19 protein-coding genes are annotated in these 22260 nt (G+C 26.2%); 4 read left to right on the top strand and 15 right to left on the bottom strand.

What is annotated here, in order from left to right; all coding sequences use genetic code 11:
* Positions 1-21 precede the first annotated feature (21 nt).
* Positions 22-339: a GlsB/YeaQ/YmgE family stress response membrane protein gene (locus RT575_RS11915; RefSeq protein ID WP_313581121.1), complete on the bottom strand. Its 318-nt coding sequence runs from the start codon at positions 337-339 to the stop codon at positions 22-24.
* A 107-nt stretch (positions 340-446) separates the two neighbouring features.
* Here RT575_RS11915 and glmM point away from each other — a divergent pair, with 107 nt between their 5' ends.
* The 4 genes from glmM (at position 447) to RT575_RS11895 (ending at position 5674) form a co-directional block, all read left to right on the top strand.
* Positions 447-1829, top strand: a complete 1383-nt coding sequence (gene glmM / locus RT575_RS11910) for a phosphoglucosamine mutase (protein WP_313581119.1) — start codon at positions 447-449, stop codon at positions 1827-1829.
* A gap of 93 nt (positions 1830-1922) precedes the next feature.
* Positions 1923-3302, top strand: coding sequence for a tetratricopeptide repeat protein (locus RT575_RS11905; protein WP_313581117.1), 1380 nt, complete (start codon positions 1923-1925; stop codon positions 3300-3302).
* Positions 3303-3388: 86 nt separating this feature from the next.
* Complete coding sequence (locus RT575_RS11900) at positions 3389-3994, top strand: ACP phosphodiesterase (RefSeq protein WP_313581115.1); 606 nt, start codon at positions 3389-3391, stop codon at positions 3992-3994.
* Positions 3995-4045: 51 nt separating this feature from the next.
* Complete coding sequence (locus tag RT575_RS11895; RefSeq protein ID WP_313581113.1) at positions 4046-5674, top strand: carboxyl transferase domain-containing protein; 1629 nt, start codon at positions 4046-4048, stop codon at positions 5672-5674.
* A gap of 27 nt (positions 5675-5701) precedes the next feature.
* Here the strand turns inward: RT575_RS11895 and RT575_RS11890 are convergent, their stop codons facing one another.
* The 14 genes from RT575_RS11890 to RT575_RS11825 all read right to left on the bottom strand — a co-directional run bounded on the left by RT575_RS11890 (position 5702) and on the right by RT575_RS11825 (position 22257).
* Entirely contained in the window at positions 5702-6283 is a 582-nt protein-coding gene (locus RT575_RS11890) for a sugar transferase (RefSeq protein ID WP_313581111.1), read from the bottom strand.
* Between the two features lie 7 nt (positions 6284-6290).
* Positions 6291-8774, bottom strand: a complete 2484-nt coding sequence (locus tag RT575_RS11885; protein ID WP_313581109.1) for a polysaccharide biosynthesis tyrosine autokinase — start codon at positions 8772-8774, stop codon at positions 6291-6293.
* Positions 8774-9559: a polysaccharide biosynthesis/export family protein gene (locus RT575_RS11880; protein WP_313386130.1), complete on the bottom strand. Its 786-nt coding sequence runs from the start codon at positions 9557-9559 to the stop codon at positions 8774-8776. Before RT575_RS11880 ends, RT575_RS11885 begins: the two co-directional genes overlap by 1 nt.
* Positions 9560-10663, bottom strand: coding sequence for an MraY family glycosyltransferase (locus tag RT575_RS11875; RefSeq protein ID WP_313581107.1), 1104 nt, complete (start codon positions 10661-10663; stop codon positions 9560-9562).
* The gene (locus RT575_RS11870; protein ID WP_313581105.1) at positions 10650-11402 is read right to left on the bottom strand and encodes a glycosyltransferase family 2 protein; all 753 of its coding nucleotides are present in this window, start codon (positions 11400-11402) and stop codon (positions 10650-10652) included. The genes RT575_RS11875 and RT575_RS11870 overlap by 14 nt, the downstream gene beginning before the upstream one ends.
* Positions 11393-12505 carry an EpsG family protein gene (locus tag RT575_RS11865; RefSeq protein ID WP_313581103.1) on the bottom strand — a complete coding sequence of 371 codons (1113 nt, stop codon included), beginning with the start codon at positions 12503-12505 and terminating at the stop codon, positions 11393-11395. Before RT575_RS11865 ends, RT575_RS11870 begins: the two co-directional genes overlap by 10 nt.
* Positions 12506-12508: 3 nt before the next feature.
* The gene (locus tag RT575_RS11860; RefSeq protein WP_313581101.1) at positions 12509-13498 is read right to left on the bottom strand and encodes a glycosyltransferase; all 990 of its coding nucleotides are present in this window, start codon (positions 13496-13498) and stop codon (positions 12509-12511) included.
* The gene (locus RT575_RS11855) at positions 13498-14562 is read right to left on the bottom strand and encodes a glycosyltransferase (RefSeq protein WP_313581099.1); all 1065 of its coding nucleotides are present in this window, start codon (positions 14560-14562) and stop codon (positions 13498-13500) included. Before RT575_RS11855 ends, RT575_RS11860 begins: the two co-directional genes overlap by 1 nt.
* A gap of 4 nt (positions 14563-14566) precedes the next feature.
* On the bottom strand, positions 14567-15115 hold the full coding sequence (locus RT575_RS11850) for a serine acetyltransferase (protein ID WP_313581097.1): 549 nt from the start codon (positions 15113-15115) through the stop codon (positions 14567-14569).
* Positions 15116-15119: 4 nt separating this feature from the next.
* Positions 15120-16265 carry a glycosyltransferase gene (locus RT575_RS11845; protein ID WP_313581095.1) on the bottom strand — a complete coding sequence of 382 codons (1146 nt, stop codon included), beginning with the start codon at positions 16263-16265 and terminating at the stop codon, positions 15120-15122.
* Positions 16265-17776 (bottom strand): hypothetical protein, encoded by a 1512-nt coding sequence (locus RT575_RS11840; protein ID WP_313581093.1) that lies wholly within the window; start codon positions 17774-17776, stop codon positions 16265-16267. Before RT575_RS11840 ends, RT575_RS11845 begins: the two co-directional genes overlap by 1 nt.
* A gap of 87 nt (positions 17777-17863) precedes the next feature.
* The gene (locus tag RT575_RS11835; RefSeq protein ID WP_313581091.1) at positions 17864-20866 is read right to left on the bottom strand and encodes a T9SS type A sorting domain-containing protein; all 3003 of its coding nucleotides are present in this window, start codon (positions 20864-20866) and stop codon (positions 17864-17866) included.
* 75 nt (positions 20867-20941) lie between these two features.
* Entirely contained in the window at positions 20942-21532 is a 591-nt protein-coding gene (locus RT575_RS11830) for an HAD-IB family phosphatase (protein ID WP_313581089.1), read from the bottom strand.
* A complete protein-coding gene (locus RT575_RS11825) occupies positions 21532-22257 on the bottom strand; it encodes an SDR family NAD(P)-dependent oxidoreductase (RefSeq protein WP_313581087.1) in 726 nt (241 codons plus the stop codon). Before RT575_RS11825 ends, RT575_RS11830 begins: the two co-directional genes overlap by 1 nt.
* Positions 22258-22260 lie beyond the last annotated feature (3 nt).

Here is a 22260-nt window from a genome sequence, read left to right as displayed (position 1 = left end):
AAAGGATTTACATTGCTATCGCTATTGCAATTTTTGTTTATCAACAGAAGATATCACAATTTTATTCCATAAGTATAATAATGATAATGATACAAAAAATGATAAAATACAATGTAAAGGACTCATAAATAAATAATCATGTATTCCTAACAAAACTGGAACATAAGCTCCAGTAAAAGCTCCAACAATACCTACTATAGCAGTAGTTACAAGACCACCAAAATATTCTTCAATAAATAATGCTCTAGCTATACCTGTACAAAGTAAACCTATGATTATATAAACCATAACATTCCAAGAGCTAGTAATCCCTAATATTATAAACGCTACACCAATCATAAAATTATTTTTTTATTAATTATTAAATCTTTACTATTAATTCACCATAAAAAGTTAAGAATAATTTTTGTATTTCGTAGATTTGTAAGACTATAAAAATTAAAAATATGTCTCTAATAAAATCTATTTCAGGTTTCCGAGGAACAATCGGTGGAAATCCAGGAGATAATTTAACACCAATAGATGCTGTAAAATTTGCAGCTGCCTATGGTACATGGCTTAAAACACAAACAAATCAATCAGAATATAAAGTAATCATTGGTAGAGATGCTCGCATTTCTGGACAAATGATTTCTCAACTTGTATGCTCTACATTACAAGGACTTGGAATAAACGTAATAGATTTAGGATTATCTACGACTCCAACTGTAGAAGTTATGGTAACTCATCTAAAAGCTGATGGAGGTATTATATTAACAGCTTCTCATAATCCAAAAGAATGGAACGCCCTTAAATTATTAAATGCAAAAGGAGAATTTGTTTCTGCAGAAGACGGAGCTCAAATTCTTGAATATGTAGATAAAGATGATTACACTTTTGCAGAAGTTGATAATTTAGGAACTTATGAAACATTTGATGACGCAATAGATTTACATATTGAAAAAATATTAGCATTACCATTAGTTAACGCTAATGCAATACAAAATATGAATTTTAAAGTTGCTATAGATGCTGTAAATTCAACAGGTGGTATTGCTATTCCAAAATTATTACAACGCCTTGGTGTTATACATTACGGAATATACTGTGAACCTAACGGTCATTTTCCTCATAATCCTGAACCTTTAAAAGAACATTTAGGAGATATTTGTAAAAAAGTTATTGATGAACAAGCTGACTTTGGAATCGTTGTAGATCCTGATGTAGACCGTTTAGCATTAATTGACGAAAAAGGTGAAATGTTTGGTGAAGAATATACTTTAGTTGCTATTGCAGACTATATTTTATCTAAAACTCCTTCTGCTACTGTATCAAACTTATCTTCATCTCGTGCTTTACGTGATGTAACAGAAAAATATGGACAAACTTATTCCCCATCAGCTGTTGGAGAAGTTAATGTTGTTACAGAAATGAAAAGATTAGATGCAAAAATTGGTGGCGAAGGAAATGGTGGTATTATCTATCCTGAATTACATTATGGTAGAGATTCTTTAGTTGGTATTGCTTTATTTTTAACTTATTTAGCGGAAAAAAAATACTTAGTTTCTGAATTAAGAGCTTCTTATCCGGCTTACTTTATGGCAAAAAAGAAAATTGAATTAACTCCAGATATTGATGTAGATAATTTATTAGTGAAAATACAAGAACTATATAAAAATAAACAAATAAATACTGTTGATGGCGTGAAAATAGATTTTGAATCGGAGTGGGTACATTTACGTAAATCTAATACAGAGCCTATAATTCGTATTTATACTGAAAGTACATCTGAAGAAAAAGCAAATGAATTAGCTGATAAAATGATTGAAAGTATAAAAAGTGTTTTATAAACAATACTAATTCATGTATTTAACAAATAAGCAAAAACTATAACAATTTTGATATAGTCTTTGCTTATTTTATTTTGTAATTTAGTAATATATATGGACGAAGATTTTTTTAATAATGAATTAATAGAAAATTTTGAGCAAATGCTTGATAATCGTGAATATAGATATTACGATTCTGAAGATTTGGTTGAAATTATTGAATTTTATATAGAAGTAAACGATAGTGAATATGCTAAACGTGCACTAGAATATGCAGAAAAATTACATCCAGACAATTTAGACATTAAGATTAAAAGAATTGATTATCTTTTATTTAATAACAAATTAAAAGAAGCATCTTTAATTATACAAGAATTAAAAGAAATTGCTTCAAAAGAAATAGATTACCTATTAGTAGAAGCTCGCTTTTGGGGAATGAAGAATATACCTAAAAAAGCTATCAGACTTTATGAAGAAGCTCTTAAAATAGATGATGAAGAAACTGATTTTATTTGTAACTGTATAGGTAATGAATATCTAAATATGGATGAAGTTCATTCTGCATTAATTGCATTTAAAAAAGCTTTAAAATTTAACCCTGAAAATGATTATTCTTTTTACTCTATTGTACAATGTTATGAAGAAATAAATGATGAAAGAGATTGTATAGAATTTTTAAAAGATCATATAGAAGATAATCCATATTCAGAAGCTGCTTGGTTACAATTAGGTTTACTGTATAATCATCAAAAAGAATATAATGAAGCTATAAATTCTTTTGATTATGTAATTGCCATTAATCCTAATAGTATTTCTGCTCATACACATAAAGCAAATTCTTTAGATGCATTAGGAGAATTTAGTAATGCAATAACAACATTAGAAGAAACTTTAGAATATGATACATCTCCAGCTACAACATATTTAAAAATTGGAGAATTATATGAAAAATTAGATAAACCTCAAAAAGCATTAAAAGCTTATCATATTTGTATAAAAGAAGATCCTCAACTTGATAAAGCATGGGCAAATATAGCTTCTTTATATGATAAACTTACAAATTTTGAAGAAGCTGAATACTATATAAATAGAGCAATCGAATTAGATGATAAAAATGTTAATTACTATAAAAATTCTATTTATTATCTTTTAAAGCAAATGAAGTTTGAAGAGGCTGTAAATAAATTAGAAAAATTAATAGAGTTAGATCCATTAGTATTCAATTCATGGTATGCTTATATAGAAACATTAACAGCTATCGGTGAATACGAACAGGCTATTGCTATTATAATTAGTGGCGCATTAAAAAACTTTAACAGAGCAGAACTATTTTATCAATTAAGTAATGCTTATTACGAAACTAATCAAGATCAATTAGGAGATGAAGCTTTGACAAATGCACTATTATTGGATCGATCAATAAAAGATGATATGCTTGATTCTTATCCTATACTTCAAGAAAAAATAATTAATCTTAACCAAAGACCATTATAAATGGTCTTTTTTTTTACAGTTATTTCACTATTATATAACAAAATATTAGCGCAAAAAATACTACCTTTATTTACCAATTTAAATATATGAATTTAGTAGCTCATCAATTATTATCTTTTAATGATAAAGATTTACAAATAGGAAACCTACTTGGAGATTATATAAAAGGAAATAAATATTTAATGTTTCCTGATAAAATAAAAATTGGAATTTTATTACATCGTGAAATTGATTCGTTCACTGATTCTCATGAAATTGTAAAAAAAAGCGCTAGTTATTTTCATTCATCTCAACATAAATTTTCTCCAATAATTATTGATGTTATTTATGATTACTTTTTAATCAAAAATTGGCATTTATTTTCTAAAATTCCTTTCGATATTTTTAAAGAAAATTGCTATCAGCTCTTTCAGAATAGGTATAATAATTTACCTGAAAAATTACAAACTAAAATATCATACTTAATAAAGTATGATTGGTATAATAATTATAAAACGATTGACGGAGTTCAAAAAACTTTAAAAGGAATAGGAAAACAATCAAAATTTGACAATAATTTGGATAATATTATTCCAGAATTTAAAATAAATTTTAATGATCTAGAAAATGATTTTCTTATATTTTATCCAAAACTTATTAAACATTGTAAAACATTTCTGTGTTCCTATTCGGATATTAAAATTTCATTTTAGATTACGGATAAAAATTATTAGTTTAGGCCTATAAATAAATAGTAAACCTAGATGGATTTAGCTTTTAATAAAAGAGAAGATCACAATAAACTTTTACTTTCTAAATTAGAAATAAAACTAAAAAAAGTATATTTAGGAGGTGGCCAAAAAAGAATTGACGCTTTACATGAAAAAGGAAAACTAAGTGCTCGTGAGCGTATTGATTATCTTTTAGATACTGATAAAGAATGTATCGAAATTGGTGCTTTTGCTGGAGATGGAATGTATGAAGATCAAGGTGGATGTCCATCTGGAGGTGTAATTGTAAAAATAGGTTTTATATCTGGCAAGCAATGTATTGTTGTAGCAAATGATGCAACTGTAAAAGCTGGAGCATGGTTTCCTATTACTGGTAAAAAAAATCTTCGTGCTCAAGAAATATCTATAGAAAATAAACTCCCTATTATATATTTAGTTGATAGCGCAGGTGTTTATTTACCAATGCAAGATGAAATATTCCCTGATAAAGAACATTTTGGCCGTATTTTTAGAAATAATGCAATCATGTCTTCAATGGGAATTACTCAAATTTCTGCAATAATGGGAAGTTGTGTTGCAGGTGGAGCATATCTACCTATAATGAGCGATGAAGCAATGATTGTAGATAAAACAGGTTCTATATTTTTAGCTGGAAGTTATTTAGTTAAAGCGGCAATTGGAGAGAATATTGATAATGAAACCTTGGGTGGTGCAACTACTCACTGTGAAATTTCAGGTGTTACTGATTACAAAGCAAAAAATGATAAAGATGCTTTAGATAGAATAAAATCTATTGTTGGAAAAATTGGTGATTTTAAAAAAGCTGGATTCAATCGAATTGAAACTCAAAAACCTGCTCTAGATGAAAAAGAAATTTTTGGAATTCTGCCCGAATTAAGAAATGAACAATATGATATGTATGAAATCATAAAAAGAATTGTTGATAATTCTGAATTTGATGAATACAAAGCTGATTATGGTAAATCTATCATTTGTACATATGCTAGAATTGATGGTTGGGCTGTTGGAATTGTAGCCAATCAACGAAAAATTATAAAATCTAAAAAAGAAGGAATGCAATTTGGTGGAGTTATATATTCTGACTCAGCAGATAAAGCAACTCGTTTTATTGCAAATTGTAATCAAAAAAAGATTCCTTTAGTATTCTTACAAGATGTTACAGGTTTTATGGTTGGCTCAAAATCTGAACATGGAGGAATTATAAAAGATGGAGCAAAAATGGTAAATGCTGTTTCGAACTCTGTTGTTCCTAAATTTACGATTATAATAGGAAATTCATACGGAGCAGGAAATTATGCCATGTGTGGAAAAGCTTATGATCCTCGATTAATAGTTGCTTGGCCATCTGCTCAATTAGCTGTTATGGGAGGAGAACAAGCGGCAAAAGTTCTTTTACAAATTGAAGAAGCTAAATTAAAGAAACAAGGAGTGGAAATTGATGAAGTAAAAAAACATGAACTTCTTGAGGAAATTAAATCAAAATATGATAATCAAACAAGCCCATATTATGCTGCTGCAAGATTATGGACTGATGGAATTATTAATCCTTTAGATACAAGAAAATGGATTTCTAATGGAATTGAAGCTGCAAATAATGCCCCTATAGAAAAACAATTTAATCTAGGAATTATACAAGTATAACATTAATTAAAAAGGAGAATTAAATCATTAATTCTCCTTTTTAATTAATGTTCTGTATATATATTCTAAATCTTTTTTAAAGGACCAATTTATAACATAATCTTTATTGATTTTTACTTTATCAGGCCACAATACTTCATCATTATATTTTTTTGGATTTTCTACTTCCGAAAGAATTTGTTGTTCGTTTCTATATTTTATTTGTGCTGGACCTGTAATACCTGGTTTTATGCTTAAAATAATGCAATCGTCACCTTTTAAATTATCTGCATATCCACTTACATCTGGTCTTGGACCAACAAAGCTCATATCACCTTTTAAGATATTAAATAGTTGAGGTAATTCATCTAATTTATATTTCCGAAGAACTCTACCAAATCTTGTAATTGAATGCTTATTTGTAGTGATTGATGAAGATGAACCATCTATCATCGTTTTTAATTTATAAATTTTAAAGACTTTTGCATTCTTACCTACTCTATTTTGAGTGAAAATTCCAAAACTTTTAGTATCAAAAGATGTTATAATAGTTAATAAAACAATTAATCCTACTAAAAAAAATAGTAGGATTAAAGCTAATATATAATCAAATATGATCTTAATTAACATTTAAATATTAAAATAATTTTTCCTTAATTCTTTGAAATAATCTTTTAATCTTTCCTAAAGTAGAATTATCAAAAGCTTCATCCTCTGAAAAATAACCATAACCGTAACCATAGCCGTAACCATAGCCGTAACCATAGCCGTAACCATAACCGTAACCATAGCCAGATTTAATTTGAAAATCATTAAATATAATACCAACATTAGATATTTCTCCCTCGTCGTATTTATTAGAAATGGTATTTATAAAATTCTTTTCTGAATAATTGTAACGAGTAACATATAAAGTACAATCTGCAAATTTCATCAAATCATAAGAATCAGTTACAAGTCCTATTGGTGGTGAATCTATAATAATATAATCATATATGTTTTTTAATTCAGAAAATAATTGCTCCATTCTTTCACTCAAAATCAACTCAGATGGATTAGGAGGAATTGGTCCTGCTGTAATTATATCTAAATTAGGAAGAATTGTACGTTGTACTATCTTATTTAACTCTATATCTCCTGCAACAAAATCTGTAACACCTATTTTGTTATTAATATTAAAATCATCAAATATTTTAGGTTTTCTTAAATCAAGACCAATAAGTACTGTTTTCTTATCCATAGAACCAATTGTACTCGCAATATTCATTGCATTGAAAGTTTTTCCTTCTCCACCAATAAAAGAAGTAACTAATATTGTCTTGTTATTTTCATTAAGAGCTGGTGACTTATATAAAAATTTTAAATTAGATCGAATTGATCTAAATGATTCGGATAATCCTGATTTAGGATTATTTATAACAACCAATGGAGAATTATCTCCTAAAGGACCTACTAAACCTAATACAGGAATATTAGTTCGCGATGTTATATCTTTTACAACTTTAACTTTAAAGTCTAATAATTCTTTTATTATAATTAAAACAAAAGGAATTATAAATCCTATACCTAAAGCAACTAAATAATTATTTCTAGTATTTGGATAAATTGATCCCTGATTTTGGTTTTTAGCAGGGTCAATTATAGTAATATCTGAAACTATAGAAGCTAAAGATAAATCGGTTGTATTTAATTGATTGATTAATGTTGAATATAAATTACTATTTAAATCAAATCCTCTATTAGCCTCAACAAATTCTATTTCTTCATATGGTAAATCTTTAGCTTTAAATTCAGTTTCAGATAATTTAGAATTAACTGCAGATAAATCAGTATTTAATTTTTCAAGATGAGCATTGACTATATTAGAAATATCACTTCTTGTTTTTTCTATTTTCTGTTCAATATCCTTTATTTCATCAGCATTAGCTTTATAAACTTTTAGCATCTGAATTTTTTGATTTTCTAAGCCATCTAATTTATCAACATTAGACATATAATATGTAACATCTAATCCAGCTATATTTAATGCTATTAAATTATCTACACTACTAGATTTTTTAGGCATCAAACGATACAAAGCACTTATCTTTTCTTGAATTTGAATACGTTGCTTATCTAATTCTGATAAATTTGATAATATTTCACTTTTTTTCGTATCAAAATTATAAACACCTGTTCTTTTTTGTAATTCTTGTAATTGATCAGTAGCACTATCTAATTTTAGTTTAACTGTTGCTATTCTACCTTGTAAATATTTTCTAGTCTGAAATGCTGACAAATTTCTCTCTGCTAATTCATTTTCAATTAAAACCTTAATAGAATTATTTAAAATATCTACAGCTTCATTTAAACTTTCAGCATTTTTAGAGACAGCTATAATACTAGATATTTTTGATGGATTGGATACATTAAAATTTCTAGTTGCTCTTGATGTAGCTACTTGGATAGGAACTAATTTAAATGAAAACGTATTATTTGTAAAAGGTAAATTAGATCGAGTCAGTTTCAACTTATAATTTTTACCAATAATCCATTGATTATAATAACCTACTTTAGGTAAATTAATTACATCTGACTTTACTATACTATCCTTTGAAAAATTATAAAGTGAACCATTATTATTTTCTACTTCAAAATAAAATGATCTATTATCTTTTGGTTTTACCTTTATCTCTACATTCGCAATTTGTTGATATAATGTATCTATATGCACATGAAAAGGAGCATCTAATTTATAAATATCAGACTTTTTAAAACGACCTTCTTCATAATAAAAAATATAAGATTCTGATTTTTTTACAACTTTTTCATTGTGCATACGAGAAGTTAGAGTATAAGATAATCCATCTATCTTATTTGCATTCCCTCCCCAAATAAAATTAATTGAATTTGAAGCAAGATTATTGTTTGAGGAATTGTTATCCTTAATTTTAAAAGTAGTATTAGCTGAGTATATTTTATTTAATTTCCAATTATTAAAATAAAAAGCAATAGCTAGTGCTATTAAAATAGAAACTATATATAACGGCCATGAATTTATAAGTCTTGGAATAAGTCTTTCTATATCTAAAAATTCAGATTTATTCTTTTTTGTATTTTTTTCTTTTACTTCTGTACTCATTATAATCGATCAAAAAATAAATAAACTCCTAAAATTGTTGCTATTGCACCCATAATTGTTGTTACAACTGATAATGGATTTAGTCCTATACCCCATATTTTTTGTTTACGTGGGTTAACAACTATTATATCATTATTTTGAACCCAATAATATTCAGAATTCATGATAGATTCTTTAGTTAAGTCTACATAAACCTGTTTTGTTCCATCAGACTCTGATCTAATAATTCTAATGTTTTTAAGATCCGCATAAATATTATTTGATCCTGATTGAGCAAAAGCATCCAATAATGTAACTTTTTTCTTTTGAGATCTGAAAACCCCTTGACTTGCTTCTCCAACAATAGTATATTCTATTCCTGCCAAATTAACATCAATATAAGTTCCTTCTTCGTTATATATTTTATAGAATTCTGTTTGTACAGCTTTTCTTGCTTCCTCAAGAGTTAGTCCTTCTAATTTTATTTTTCCTATTCGAGGTAATTCAATATTACCATCTTGGCGAACATAAACACCCCTACCAGAAGTAGTGTTATTAGCTGCAGTTATAAAACTACTTAACATTCCCATTGATTCACCTGAAGCTGTTGCTACATTTATTAATATTTGATCATTTACTTGAATATGATATTCTGGTTTATCAAATTCTATATAGCCTTTTTTATCTAATTTAAGAGTATCATCTGGCTGTATTAACTGAACATCTTTTAAAGATATACAAGAAAATAGATTGAATAATATCAATAAAATTAATGATTTGGTTAGAGTTGATTTAAAGTAAGACATTTATAATGATTTGTTTATGTTAGTTTTTTTATACACTATATATCTTAAAAGTACTATGAATAGTATTGTTAATATTATAAAATACAAAAGTAATTGATTAATTTCAATATTTCTTAATAAATAGCCAACCATAATAAAAAATATGTTAATAACAACTAAAATTACTGAAGTTTGTATATGTGTAAAACCTAGCTTTATAAATTGATGATGTAAATGATTTTTATCTGGGGTAAATGGACTTTTCTTCTGAAGAAGTCTAATTGTAAAAACAGAAATTGTATCAACAACTGGTATTACAAAAATGAAAAGTAATAATACTGGTCCTGTTTTTAAACCTAAATTAGAAGATTCACTTATATATAAAAATCTAACTGCCATAAAAGTTAAAATAAACCCTATAACCATTGATCCTGTGTCTCCCATAAAAATTTTATAATCTTTTGATAAATTATACCGCCCAAACCCTAACAGAACAGCAATAGTACTAATTGCTAAGATACCAATAGCATAATCAAATATTCTGTAAAATATATATACAAAACATAAGCTAATAACAATTCCAATACCAGTAGCTAAACCATCTATTCCGTCAATTAAATTATAAGCATTAATTAAAACAATAAAAATAAATAATGTTAAAAGAACACCTATAAAATAAGGAATTCTATAAATTCCAAATAGTCCTGAAAAAGAATTAATCATTATACCTGAACCGAAAATTATCAATACTGTACTAATAATCTGTCCATATAATTTTTTATCAGGCGCAACAACCAATAAATCATCCATTAATCCTATAAAAAAAAGAATTGTAATAGCTGATAGAAAAAATGAATAATTAACTCCTAATTCAGTTGAAAAAATTGAAGTTGACACAACTATTCCAAAAAATAGTGCTACTCCTCCTAAAGTTGGAACTTTATTACTATGAGAACTCCTCTCACCTGGAACATCCATTAATCCTTTTCTAATTGATATTCTTATTATTTTAGGAATTGAAATAAGTGTAATGAATAAACCTGTAAAAAATGCTCCTAAAATATTAATGAATATTGGAGAAATACTTAATGAGTATAAATAATCTAATAATTTAAAATTTTCCATATTTTTTTAATCCATTAAGTCCCCAAAAAAAAGTATAATACAAAGATTTAATTATATTCATTTTTAGAAAGTCTTTATATACGTTATATTGTTTTATTGCAATATCTAATTTATTCCTAGACAAAGAATTACTCCTCATCCTATAAACGCCTAAAGAATCTTTTATTGCCCTAGCATATTTTATTTTTCTCAATAATAAAATCCACATTGCATGATCTTCTCTTAAATCTACATCAGGAAATTCTATAACGCCTATTTTACTTCTATCATAAATAGAAGTAAGCATTGGTATTGGACAATTATATAAAATTCTATTGTTATCAATTTTATCTATTGCTATAAAATCATCTAGAGCATGATTTAAATCCTCATCAACTCTTTTATAACTTGTATAAACTAAATCTTCATCGTTAGATATCAAATAATTAACTGTAGTTTCTAAAAAATTAGGGAGCCATAAATCATCACTATCAATAAATGTAATAAACCTACCTTTTGCATTATTTAATGCTAAGTTTCTAGCATGTGCAGCTCCTTGATTATCTGATTGAATAAATAATTTTATTCTAGAGTCTTCAAAAGATTTTATTAATTCAACTGATTTATCTACAGAACAATCATCAACTATTATCCACTCCCAATTTGTATAAGTTTGAGCTTTGATTGACAAAAATGTCTCTTTAATATATTTTTCTGAATTATAACAAGGTGTTATAATTGAAACTAAATTTACTTCCATATACCATAAATTGAATCTGAACTTAAAAAAGTTGTATAATCATTAAATTTTAAATTATTTGCTTGTTTTAATTGAAACCAAAATAAAAGAACAACTGTGTAAAAAATAAAACTGTAGTATATAAAAGATTTTTTAAAAGGATTTCCAGAAAAACTGTACAATAACCTTCCAATTGTAAAACCAAGGAATACAGTATAAAATCCTGGTAAACGAATTCCAAAAATACCTTTACCTAAAAAGAAATAAAGTAATACCCCAAAAATAAATAAATTCCTAAAGTAACAATAAATCTTATCTTGCTCAGCATATTTATTATAAATAATGATTGATAGTACGGATATTATTTTAACAAAATCTCCAACAGCAACACCTCCATCTGCACCTAATTGATTTTGATAACTTTCAAATTTATCTTGTCCAATAGGCATGAACTGCATAATAACTTCAATAATTGATGTAAGACCAGTATAGAAACCAACAATAGAAAGTACAACTAACCATCCCATAATTTTTTCATTAAACTTTATAGGTGCAATCCAATAAGCTACTAAAAAAACAACGATTGACTCATGAAATTGATAACCAATAGTAATACAGAGTAAAAACTTCAATAATTTTCTATCAATAATGTATCTAACAGAAAATATTGCAATTGCATTAGCTAATCCTTGTCTTACATGAACATGCTCTTCAAACATAAAGTTTGGCATAGCATAAATAAAAAGTACTAAAAAAACATAACCACCATATTTGTAAAAAGTAGATGATTTTAAATATAACGATACAGAAGCAACTAATAAAGTTAACATCCCATAACCAAATCCTAAGGTTGATACGAGTTTATTTAATCTTAAATACCCTGCTTCCATTCCACTTAAATAACTCCAACGTGGAATTTCACTCCAATCAATATTTTTCATATAATAAAACGTCTCATAATAAGCAATCCAATCAGGACTCATTGCATAAGACAGACCTGCTGTTAAACTCATTAAAATTACTAATGAAAAATATAAAGGTTTACCAAGCTTTCTATTACTAAAAAATTCTAAATAAGAACAAAGAATAAGTGAACCAAATAAAAAATAATAAATAAAACTCATTGGCTAAATTATGTTTAATATATTAATGTCTATTTGAGCTAATAAATAAAATATTTTTTTCTTATTAGGTAATGACATCAGATAATTATTATTAAAACGTTTATAATTAATAATTTCTTTTTTATTAATTGAATTACTAAATAAGAATTCAGACAAAGCAAATAGCATATTTTTTTTCAGTGATTTATCTTTTACATAAGCTACATAAGCTAAATATGAATAATAACCTTGAAAAATTTGAAATCTCTTTAAATCAGTTTTACTATTATTGTATACACTATTTTTAAAATAATTTGAAACCTCATTTACTGCTAAAAACATATCTAATCCTCTTTTAGTATGAGATTTTGTAATCGAATCTTGGCGTTCAAAGTATTTATAAAAAGGTTGATTTATTTTTGATATTACTGTTGAATCTAAAACTAATTTAGGAATCAATTCAATATCTTCAAAGTGTATACCTTTTTTAAATCTATGTTTATTAAATAACGATTTTTTAAATATCTTATTACAAGCAAAACAACTCATTTCTCCAAAAATTGTAAAATCGTCTTTTAATATAATTTTATCTGCCAATTGTGGTGATTGTGGTAAATCCCTGAATTCTTCTCCTTTTTCATTTACTTTTACCAAATCACATAATACAATTTCTGATTGATGCTTTTGACTAAGATTATACATATTCTCCAACATATATTCATCAATATAATCATCAGAATCAATAAAGGCTAAATAATTCCCATTTGAATTATCGATTCCCATATTACGAGCATCACTTAACCCACCATTTTTTTTTATGATAGATATAATTCGATCATCTTTTGAGGTGTATAAATCAATGATATTTTGTGATGAATCTGTAGAACCATCATTAATAACAATTATTTCAATATCTTTTAATGTCTGATTTATAACTGATTCTAAACACTTCGAAAGATATTTTTCTGTATTATATACAGGGATAATAACTGATATTTTAGGATAATTATTCATTATATATTTTGAAGAATCTCTTCGTATTCTTTTATTATTATTTCTTTACTAAAACGAGAGTAAATACTCTGTTCTATTTTTTGTTTATCATGTTTCTGATAAAGAATATCTTTAATCTTATTTGAAAAACCTTTATAATTTTCAATAGGAAAAATTTCTCCATTAATTCCTATTTCTATGATCTCATTAATTCCTCCAGGACAGTTATTCGCTAAACTATATACACCACAAGCTCCAGCTTCTAATAATACATTTGGAAAACCTTCATAACGAGATGAAAGAATAAATAAATCTGAATTGAATAAATATGAAAATGGATTATCTACTTTACCTTTAAAAATAACATTATTTAAACCTAACTGTTTTTTTTGATTTTCTAATTCATCTTTAAGAGCTCCATCTCCCAAAATAGTTAAAAGAATTGATTCATTTTTTAATTCATTCATTACATTTAATAGTAAATCAAATCCTTTTCTTGGAGATAGATTACCAATTGCAACAATTTTTTTATAGCTCTTGTCATATTCAAAATTTAGTTTTTCTATTTTCATCTTATTAATCATATCAAAATCAATAGGATTATTAATTTTAATAATTTTATTTTCAGTAATATTGAAATTTTGAATAAGATCGTTTTTCATATCATCACTTTGGGCAATAATTTGATGAAAATTATTATAAAATTTATAAAAGAATAGAATTTCTTTACGAATTACGTGTTTTGATACAACATTTGTTTCTCGAGTTATAAACTTTGTTTTTGAAAAGAATGGAATTAAAGGAGATAAAAATGAAGATATTTCTCCCCAACCTGTAAAAACAATATCTGGTTTTAATTTTATTATTAATGGAATTATTTTAAAAATTGAATAACGTATTCTTGATACATTCAATTCATAAATTTCTACATCATCTTTCAGATTATTTAAATAAAATCCTTCTTTTTTGAATAAAACTAACTTGGGTTTAAACAATTCTCTATTCAATTCGTTACACAAAGTTGTAATTACTCTTTCAGCTCCGCCTTGATTTAAATCTGGTAATATGAATAAAATTGTTTTCAAAAAATTAATCGATTCTATTATTTATATATCCTTCTGTAGCTCTATCATTAGAAATAATTGTAATAGGGTTTCCCATTACAACCGAATTATCAGGAATATTTTCTGTAACATAGCTGTTAGGTGCAATTAAAACATTATTTCCTACTATAATTGATCCTACTATAACAGCGTTTGTTCCTATCCAAACATTATCTTTTATTATTGGATAACCTTTTGATTTACCTCGATTTGTCTGTCCAATTGTTACACCATGAGCAATATTACAATTTTTCCCAATCACAGCGTTTGGATTAACAACAATCGTGCCCCAATGTCCTAAATTAAAACCTTCTCCTATTTTTGTTTTAGCAGAAATTTGATAACCATACTTTATGGAATATCTTCTCAATAATAATCTATAAAACAATCCTAAAGGATGTTTACTATTGTATTTTTGAGCATTTCTTAAACAATAAATAAATCGGAATCCTGGACTTAAAAAACCTTTTATAAAAGGAAAATTTGTCCAATATCCAAAATTTCTATAGAAATCTTTCTGAATTATTGTTTTCATAGGTTTAATCGTTAAAATATTGCTCTATAGATTTAACAGCATTATCTAATTGGAAAGGTAAGGATTTTGATTTTATTATATCTTTATATTTTACTACTAATTCAGGGTTATCCATAAAATACTTCATTCCATCATATATTGAATCTTCATCATTATTGATTATGTATCCTAACTCTCCATTATTTAACATTTCTCGGACTCCTGAAACATCAGTAGCTATAATTGGTTTTGTTAAAACCATTGCTTCAAACAAAACTGTTGGATATCCTTCATATCGAGAAGAAAGAATATAATAATCTGCCTTTACAAAAAAAGGATAAGGATTTTCTTTGAAACCTATTAGTTTAGCTGATTCATTAATTCTTAAATCATCAACTAATTTTTGAATAGATGGAAAATCATAACCATCTCCAACAATCCAAATTTGATGTTTATATCCATTATCTAATAATCTTTTATGAGCTTTCAATAATCTATCAAATCCTTTTTGCGGAAAAACTGTACCGATTGAAATAAAAGTTGGTTCATTATCTAATTTCTTAATCGTACAAGGCTCTAAAGAAAGTTTTTTAATTTCTTCTACATCAATAGGATTATATATTCTAACAATTTTATTTTTTTGTTCATCAGAATTAGCAATGTTCAAAAATAATTGATTTATTTTTTCAGAAATAACCAAAATTTTATCAAATCTAAAAAATGATTTTAATTTCTCTTCAGTATATTCAGGTATATTAGATAAATCATTGTGTATCCAAATAATTTTTTTTGATGATTTTATTGGTGAATCTAAGATCTCACCTGCTATTCCATGAATTGCAGCGAACTCTATATCGTACTTTGTATTCGGTAAAATATATTTATATAATAATTTTGGAAACCTTTTTAATATAGCTTGATAAGTAACACGAAATGCTTTTTGAGGAATATCTTGCAAACGATTTGTAGTAATCATTTCACCTTTATTCAAATAATAAATATTAATCCAAGATGGGACTTCTTTTAAATATTTACCTGAATATAGATTTAAAAGTAAATCAATTTCATACTTATGTGGCGAAAGGTTTTTAAGAAATGTTACAAGAACTTTTTCTGCACCTCCATGTCGAAGTGATCCAATTCTAATTAATATTTTTTTCTTAGAATTCATTACTTTACAGAATCTTTACGTTTATACAAATAAAAATTTCTTCCTGATGGTTTAAACTTATAGATTTTATCTAAAATAATATTATCTGACTTAGTGACATCCTCTATTTTAAATTCTTTTATTAAATCATAATCATCATATATCTTTTTATCCACCAATTGTCCTTTAAACATTGGTTTATTATCCTCTAAAATATAATCTGGCTTAGCTTTATTAATCAAATTTGAAAAACCTATTCCTATTCCGTTTTTAACAATATTTTCTTCAGTTAGTCTTTTATCAACCAAACCTACATAATCAATTACTTTTAATTTTGAAAAATAAGGTATATAACCTGCAGGTTCTAAAAAGATATATTTTTCTTTATTGGGTTCTATTGAATCTAAGTATAATCCTATTTTTCTTGCATGATTCCATTCTCCATGACCTGTTGCAATAGAATGTACAGCTTGATATAATGTAAATGGTATAAAAATTATAAGAAAATAAACTATAGATAATGTTTTATATTTTTCTGAATCTAAAACAAATAAGATTATAGGAATAAAAAGAGTTATTTGAGGAATCCAATAATACCAATCAAACCAAGAATTTGCAAATGCAAATATTAAGGATTTTAAAGTTCCAAATAAGAATAGAAAAATCAAAACACTTTTTTTTCTATTTTCCCATTTTTTTGATAAATAGATTAAACATAATAATGAAATAGAAAAAAATAAAAGTGTAGAAAAATTATATATCGATATTGGAAACTTTATAATTCCCATGTAGTTAGGACTAAATAACTCAAACTGTTTTAATCTTTCGTGTAAATCAACACTTGGGTAATTATTTTTTTTAGAAGTTATTGTATTATTTACAATTTCTCCAAAATAAAACCAGTTAAATAATATAGTTGTTGATAAAGCTAAAATACCTCCTAACATAAATGTCATATTCCACTTCCTCTGTTGTATAACATCATAAAGAAATAATATACCAAGAAAAATACATGTATCTATTCTAGTCCATAGAATAACAATTGGAAGAATTAAGAAAGCCCATTTTTTTCTGAGTAAAAATCCATATTTAATTAATGCAATATAAAAAAAGAAGAGCATTCCAAACTCCATTCCTAAAATAGATATCTTAATTGCTGGCGGTAAAAAACTAGTAAAAAATATGAATAAAATAATTTTATTCGTTGAATTAAAAAATATTCTAGCTAGCCAATATAATCCTATTGTAAAAAGAATCATATTAAATATTAATAATGGATAAATAAAACTTAATCCTTTAAATATAGATTGAAAAATAACGCCAACAAATACATAAAGATGAGTTGTTGATGCAGAAATTTTTTCCACTCCGTTATAACCATAAATTCCATACTCTATAATATTACGAGCTACTCTCCAAGAAATTAAAGCATCTTCTTGTATATGGTTTGTTAAAAAAAATAAAGACTTAAGTACTATTATAATTATTGAGCCAAAGAGTATTTTTTTTTCATCAATATTATTAGCATTCATCAAAAATAGGTTTAGTGATACAAATATATATAAAAAAAAGATGGTCAGAAAAAGATAATTCTGACCATCCATCTATACATTATAAAATTATTTTTTTATTAATTTATAAGACTTTCCTGTATCTAATGAAAGTATATATACTCCAGTCTTTAATTGAGATACATTTAGCTGTTTATTTACAAATTTACCTTGTAATACTTTATTCCCATTAATAGTAAATATTTTAACTTCTCCTTTTATATCAATATTTGAGTTTAAAACATTTTTAATAGGATTTGGATAAAAACTTAGTGAATTACTATTTTTATCCACATCTGGTATTTTAAGTTCATCATCTCCATCCTCTTGATCTATTGAATCAAAATAATCTTTGGTAAATCTTTGAACATCTTTAGCACAAACAACATTTCTTGCGACACTTGGACTAATTGTATTATTAATATTATAATAATCATCGTAAGCATCTATTCCAAAAACATATCCGCTATACTCATTTGTAACAGTTGCAGACCAAAGACTAGCTGCATATATGAAATCATACATATTTGCTCCTCCTTTACTTTCTATATACCTTCTACTTCCTGTTGCAGGTAAATAACCTATTTTATATGATTGATCATAAAAAGCAAAAGCTTTTACTATTTTGTAACCATCTCGCACATAAATTTTATTTACCTTATAATCAGATAATTTTTCGGAAGCAACAACAGATAAATCACTATTAATTGATATTAAATCAGCTTTCCCCCATGGAGAACCTATAGGATATTTAAATCCATAATCAGGGACTCTCCACCCTTCTGGACAAGGATCATATACAGATTTAACAGCAGCATGTGACCACCTATTATCATTTAATTTTATATTAGAAAGCCAGTCTGCAGATCCTGAATTTGTATTATATAAATAATCAAGTGGATTTTTTATCGAGTATGTTAACATTTCATTTTTAGAAAAATTGTTTTGAAGATTAGGTTTTTGATATCCTAAATTTACATACGCATTATTATCAGCAATTTTTGAATAACTAATAGTATTATTACCAGAATTCTTACCTACATAAATAGGATATTGAGCTTCCCAAGAAACATTATAAAAACCTGGTAAAGCATCTTTTCTTCCCCATTGATATAACATTCCATAAGTTTCAGTTGATATATCATTTACTTGATTAGGCTCATAGGTTTCAACAGCACCTAAAACCCTATTCATAAATTCTGTTTTCATTGGAGGAAAACCTAATTTAGTTTTATAAGCTCTAAAATTAGATTTTGTTGATTTATCAGAATTATATGTAATTGTATTCTCTTCAGGATTAGATTTTGGAACCCAAATATGCCAACTCCAATATATAGGATCATTTGAATTTCCTTTATCTCCTATATGTAGTGATACAATAGCATTACCATACTGATTATCATTTAATTTCAAATTTATTTTATCAGTATTACTATTTCCAGTAACCTCTAAAGATTTTATAAGGTTACTATTTGTTGTCCAATATACATTCGCGGTTTGTTTACCACTAGGAATCATTTGTTGTTCAGTAAGAATTTGATTATAAACAGCATATGCTTTATTCACAGGAATAGAAACTTCTCTATTATCATATAATATATATGAATTAGGATTATTTAAACCTTCTTCATAGTTATTAATATTTGAATAAAAAAAATCTGTATTATAAACTGTTTTAGTACCTGTGTCTTTAGCACATCTTAACGCAAATCCTGAAATTGTAGGACTTTCTTGAGCGGTATTTATAAGGTATGGATTATTTTTTTGATCAGGATCATTTATTATATGAAAATTTCTCCCTTGCACATTACCTTGTAATGTTGCTGACCAAAGATTTAATTCAGCATAATTATCTTGATAAAAAATATCATCATTGTGCTTTTTATACCCTCCTGTTAATGAATAAGTCCCTAAATTATAATTATCAGAACCATTTTTAAATTCAACTCCCATTCTTGGATAAAACTTAGCATTTGGATAACGATTACTTGATTCATTAATTGTTACATTTGGATCTTCATTTTCTATATAATTATATCCAGAACCCCATGGAGAATAATTTGGTTTTGTAGAATTTGCATGAGCAAATGAAGGAACCCTCCAACCTGCAGGACATGGATCATATGCAGATTTTTCTTTCTGTTCAAAAGAAGTTGGAGACGTAAATCCTTCATTATTATCTCCCCATAAATCGTAATTTTGAGTTGCATAACCCTGACTATTAACTTCTTTTTTATTATTAGCATCAGAAGCAAACCATGCCCCAGCATATTCTGTACTGTTAATAAAATACAATGGATTTTGCACAGAGTATTTTATATTATCAGAAATCAAATCATAAGCTCTTGTTTTTACAATCTTTTCTTGAAAATTATAATTATTAATCACTTCATTATCAGATGTGTAATAAGTTAAAAGAGTTTCGTCTGCATATCGCATTCTAGGAAATGGATCCTTTCTACCCCACTGAAACATTAATCCAGCAGCTTTATTCCAGTCGTTACCCATAAAATTATTTGCAATAGCACCTAGATTACGATTCATAAAAGTGTTGACCATTCTACTGTCGGCATTATTAACATAAGTAACTGCATTAATTGTAGGATCATCAGTAATCCATACAAGCCAACTCCAATAAATAGGGTCATTATTATCTCCGTTATCTCCTACATGTAAAGCTATAAGAGCACTCCCTTTTCCTTTAGAAGGATTTACTCCAACTTTTAATTTTGCATCTATCCCTTCACCTTCAATTGATAAGGAATTTATTAATTCAAGTTTCGTTTGCCAAACAACTGATACAGATTGCTTTCCATTTGGAATTGTTTTATTTAAAAAACCTGACGTATCTGCCCATACATCATAGGCTTTTTTAACAGGAATATAAAGTCCTCCATAATTATTATTTTTAGCTAAATCAACATCATAAATATAGCTATTAGGAGCTGTTAAGTCTTCTTTTGAAACCTGATTAAGATTCTCAATAAAAGTAGGTTCAGAATTTTGTGATTGTGCAAAAACAAACATTGTTGTTTTAACACAAAAAAGTAATAAAAGTAATTTTAATTTCATAAAAAAATGAGTTTGGTTATATATCATTTAATTTACGAAATAAAAATCACAACAAGCGTTTTTAATTAATTAATATTAAGAAAAATACCTATAAAAATTTTTACTCGTAATAGAGAACATAGATTCATCTCCTTTAGTATCTCCGTAAGCGATAACTTCATCATAAAGTGATAAATCTATTTCTTTTTCTATTCTATTTTTCTTTTCCAGATAATTACAGTTTGCTGATAAAAATTTACCAGTAAAGTTACCTTTTTGGTCAAAATCTGCAATAGTACAAATCAAACCCATATCATAATAATCTGCAAACGGTTGTAACCAAAAATCAAGAGAAGCAGATACTATAAATTTATCGTTATAATTATTAATTGACTTTATAAATTGATCCGCTTTAGGATAAATTAAAGATTGATGATTATTAATAAAATAGTTATTTGATAATTTATCAATAGCAGTTTTTGAAAATCCTTTTAAAAATTTAGATATGAATTTTTCTTTCACTTTGCCTTTATTTAAAATTTTTAGTTTAGCTAAAACAAATAAAGGAGTAAATAAAAAATAATTGTATGAATATTCTTTTGGAAACGAATAACTCAAAAAATCAAATAATGTATCTTTTTTAGTTAATGTTCCATCAAAATCAAATAGATATAATTTTCGATTCATTACATTTTTAATTTTTTAAAGATAAATTCAGGTATATTACGAATAATCATCATAATACCCCACCACAAGAATGTTACATAAACTATATTTCTTTTCTTCTTGTAAGTTTTATAAATAATTGTAGCAGCCTTCGAAGGATTTGCAGTTAATGGCTTAGGAGTTTCTATATCAGCTGTCATTTGTGTATCCATAAAACCAGGAATGACAGTCATTACATGGATATTTTTATGAAATAAATAATTTCTAAGTCCTTCTAAATATGCTGTAAAACCTGCTTTTGCAGATCCATAGATAAAATTACTTTGTCTACCCCTTTCTCCTGCAACAGATGATAATCCTATAATTGTTCCTGAACCTCTTTCTTCGAATTTTTTAGCAAAATGATTAATTAATACAATCAATTTTGAATAATTTACTTCGACTATTTTTTTTGTATTCCAGTCATCATATAAACCTTCTTCTGTGTTTTTTCCTAAATAACCAGCAGCACAAAATAATAAATCTGAATCTATAGTATTTAACTTAGAAAAATCATTTTCTTTTGTTAAATCAAAATCTATTACTACACATTTTTGTTCAAATTTAGCATAATAATGTTGTGCTAACTTTTCTGTCTTAACTACATTAGATGTAAATAAATAAACAATAGGAAATTTCTCTCCTTCACTTAATATTTTTTCTACAAAGGCAACTGCTACATCTGAATTTGATCCTAATACTATCATTTT

Source organism: Chishuiella sp. (genome assembly GCF_032109125.1).
In the GTDB taxonomy this organism is placed as follows: Bacteria; Bacteroidota; Bacteroidia; order Flavobacteriales; family Weeksellaceae; genus Empedobacter.
Note: the sequence above shows the minus strand (reverse complement) of the source record. Positions and strands in the feature narration are given on the sequence as shown.

Excerpts from the sequence above, each read along its gene's own strand:
- RT575_RS11915 (WP_313581121.1), bottom strand. The coding sequence starts at position 339 with ATGATTGGTGTAGCGTTTATAATATTAGGGATTACTAGCTCTTGGAAT.
- glmM (WP_313581119.1), top strand. The coding sequence starts at position 447 with ATGTCTCTAATAAAATCTATTTCAGGTTTCCGAGGAACAATCGGTGGA.
- RT575_RS11905 (WP_313581117.1), top strand. The coding sequence starts at position 1,923 with ATGGACGAAGATTTTTTTAATAATGAATTAATAGAAAATTTTGAGCAA.
- RT575_RS11900 (WP_313581115.1), top strand. The coding sequence starts at position 3,389 with ATGAATTTAGTAGCTCATCAATTATTATCTTTTAATGATAAAGATTTA.
- RT575_RS11895 (WP_313581113.1), top strand. The coding sequence starts at position 4,046 with ATGGATTTAGCTTTTAATAAAAGAGAAGATCACAATAAACTTTTACTT.
- RT575_RS11890 (WP_313581111.1), bottom strand. The coding sequence starts at position 6,283 with ATGTTAATTAAGATCATATTTGATTATATATTAGCTTTAATCCTACTA.
- RT575_RS11885 (WP_313581109.1), bottom strand. The coding sequence starts at position 8,774 with ATGAGTACAGAAGTAAAAGAAAAAAATACAAAAAAGAATAAATCTGAA.
- RT575_RS11880 (WP_313386130.1), bottom strand. The coding sequence starts at position 9,559 with ATGTCTTACTTTAAATCAACTCTAACCAAATCATTAATTTTATTGATA.
- RT575_RS11875 (WP_313581107.1), bottom strand. The coding sequence starts at position 10,663 with ATGGAAAATTTTAAATTATTAGATTATTTATACTCATTAAGTATTTCT.
- RT575_RS11870 (WP_313581105.1), bottom strand. The coding sequence starts at position 11,402 with ATGGAAGTAAATTTAGTTTCAATTATAACACCTTGTTATAATTCAGAA.
- RT575_RS11865 (WP_313581103.1), bottom strand. The coding sequence starts at position 12,505 with ATGAGTTTTATTTATTATTTTTTATTTGGTTCACTTATTCTTTGTTCT.
- RT575_RS11860 (WP_313581101.1), bottom strand. The coding sequence starts at position 13,498 with ATGAATAATTATCCTAAAATATCAGTTATTATCCCTGTATATAATACA.
- RT575_RS11850 (WP_313581097.1), bottom strand. The coding sequence starts at position 15,115 with ATGAAAACAATAATTCAGAAAGATTTCTATAGAAATTTTGGATATTGG.
- RT575_RS11845 (WP_313581095.1), bottom strand. The coding sequence starts at position 16,265 with ATGAATTCTAAGAAAAAAATATTAATTAGAATTGGATCACTTCGACAT.
- RT575_RS11840 (WP_313581093.1), bottom strand. The coding sequence starts at position 17,776 with ATGAATGCTAATAATATTGATGAAAAAAAAATACTCTTTGGCTCAATA.
- RT575_RS11835 (WP_313581091.1), bottom strand. The coding sequence starts at position 20,866 with ATGAAATTAAAATTACTTTTATTACTTTTTTGTGTTAAAACAACAATG.
- RT575_RS11830 (WP_313581089.1), bottom strand. The coding sequence starts at position 21,532 with ATGAATCGAAAATTATATCTATTTGATTTTGATGGAACATTAACTAAA.
- RT575_RS11825 (WP_313581087.1), bottom strand. The coding sequence starts at position 22,257 with ATGATAGTATTAGGATCAAATTCAGATGTAGCAGTTGCCTTTGTAGAA.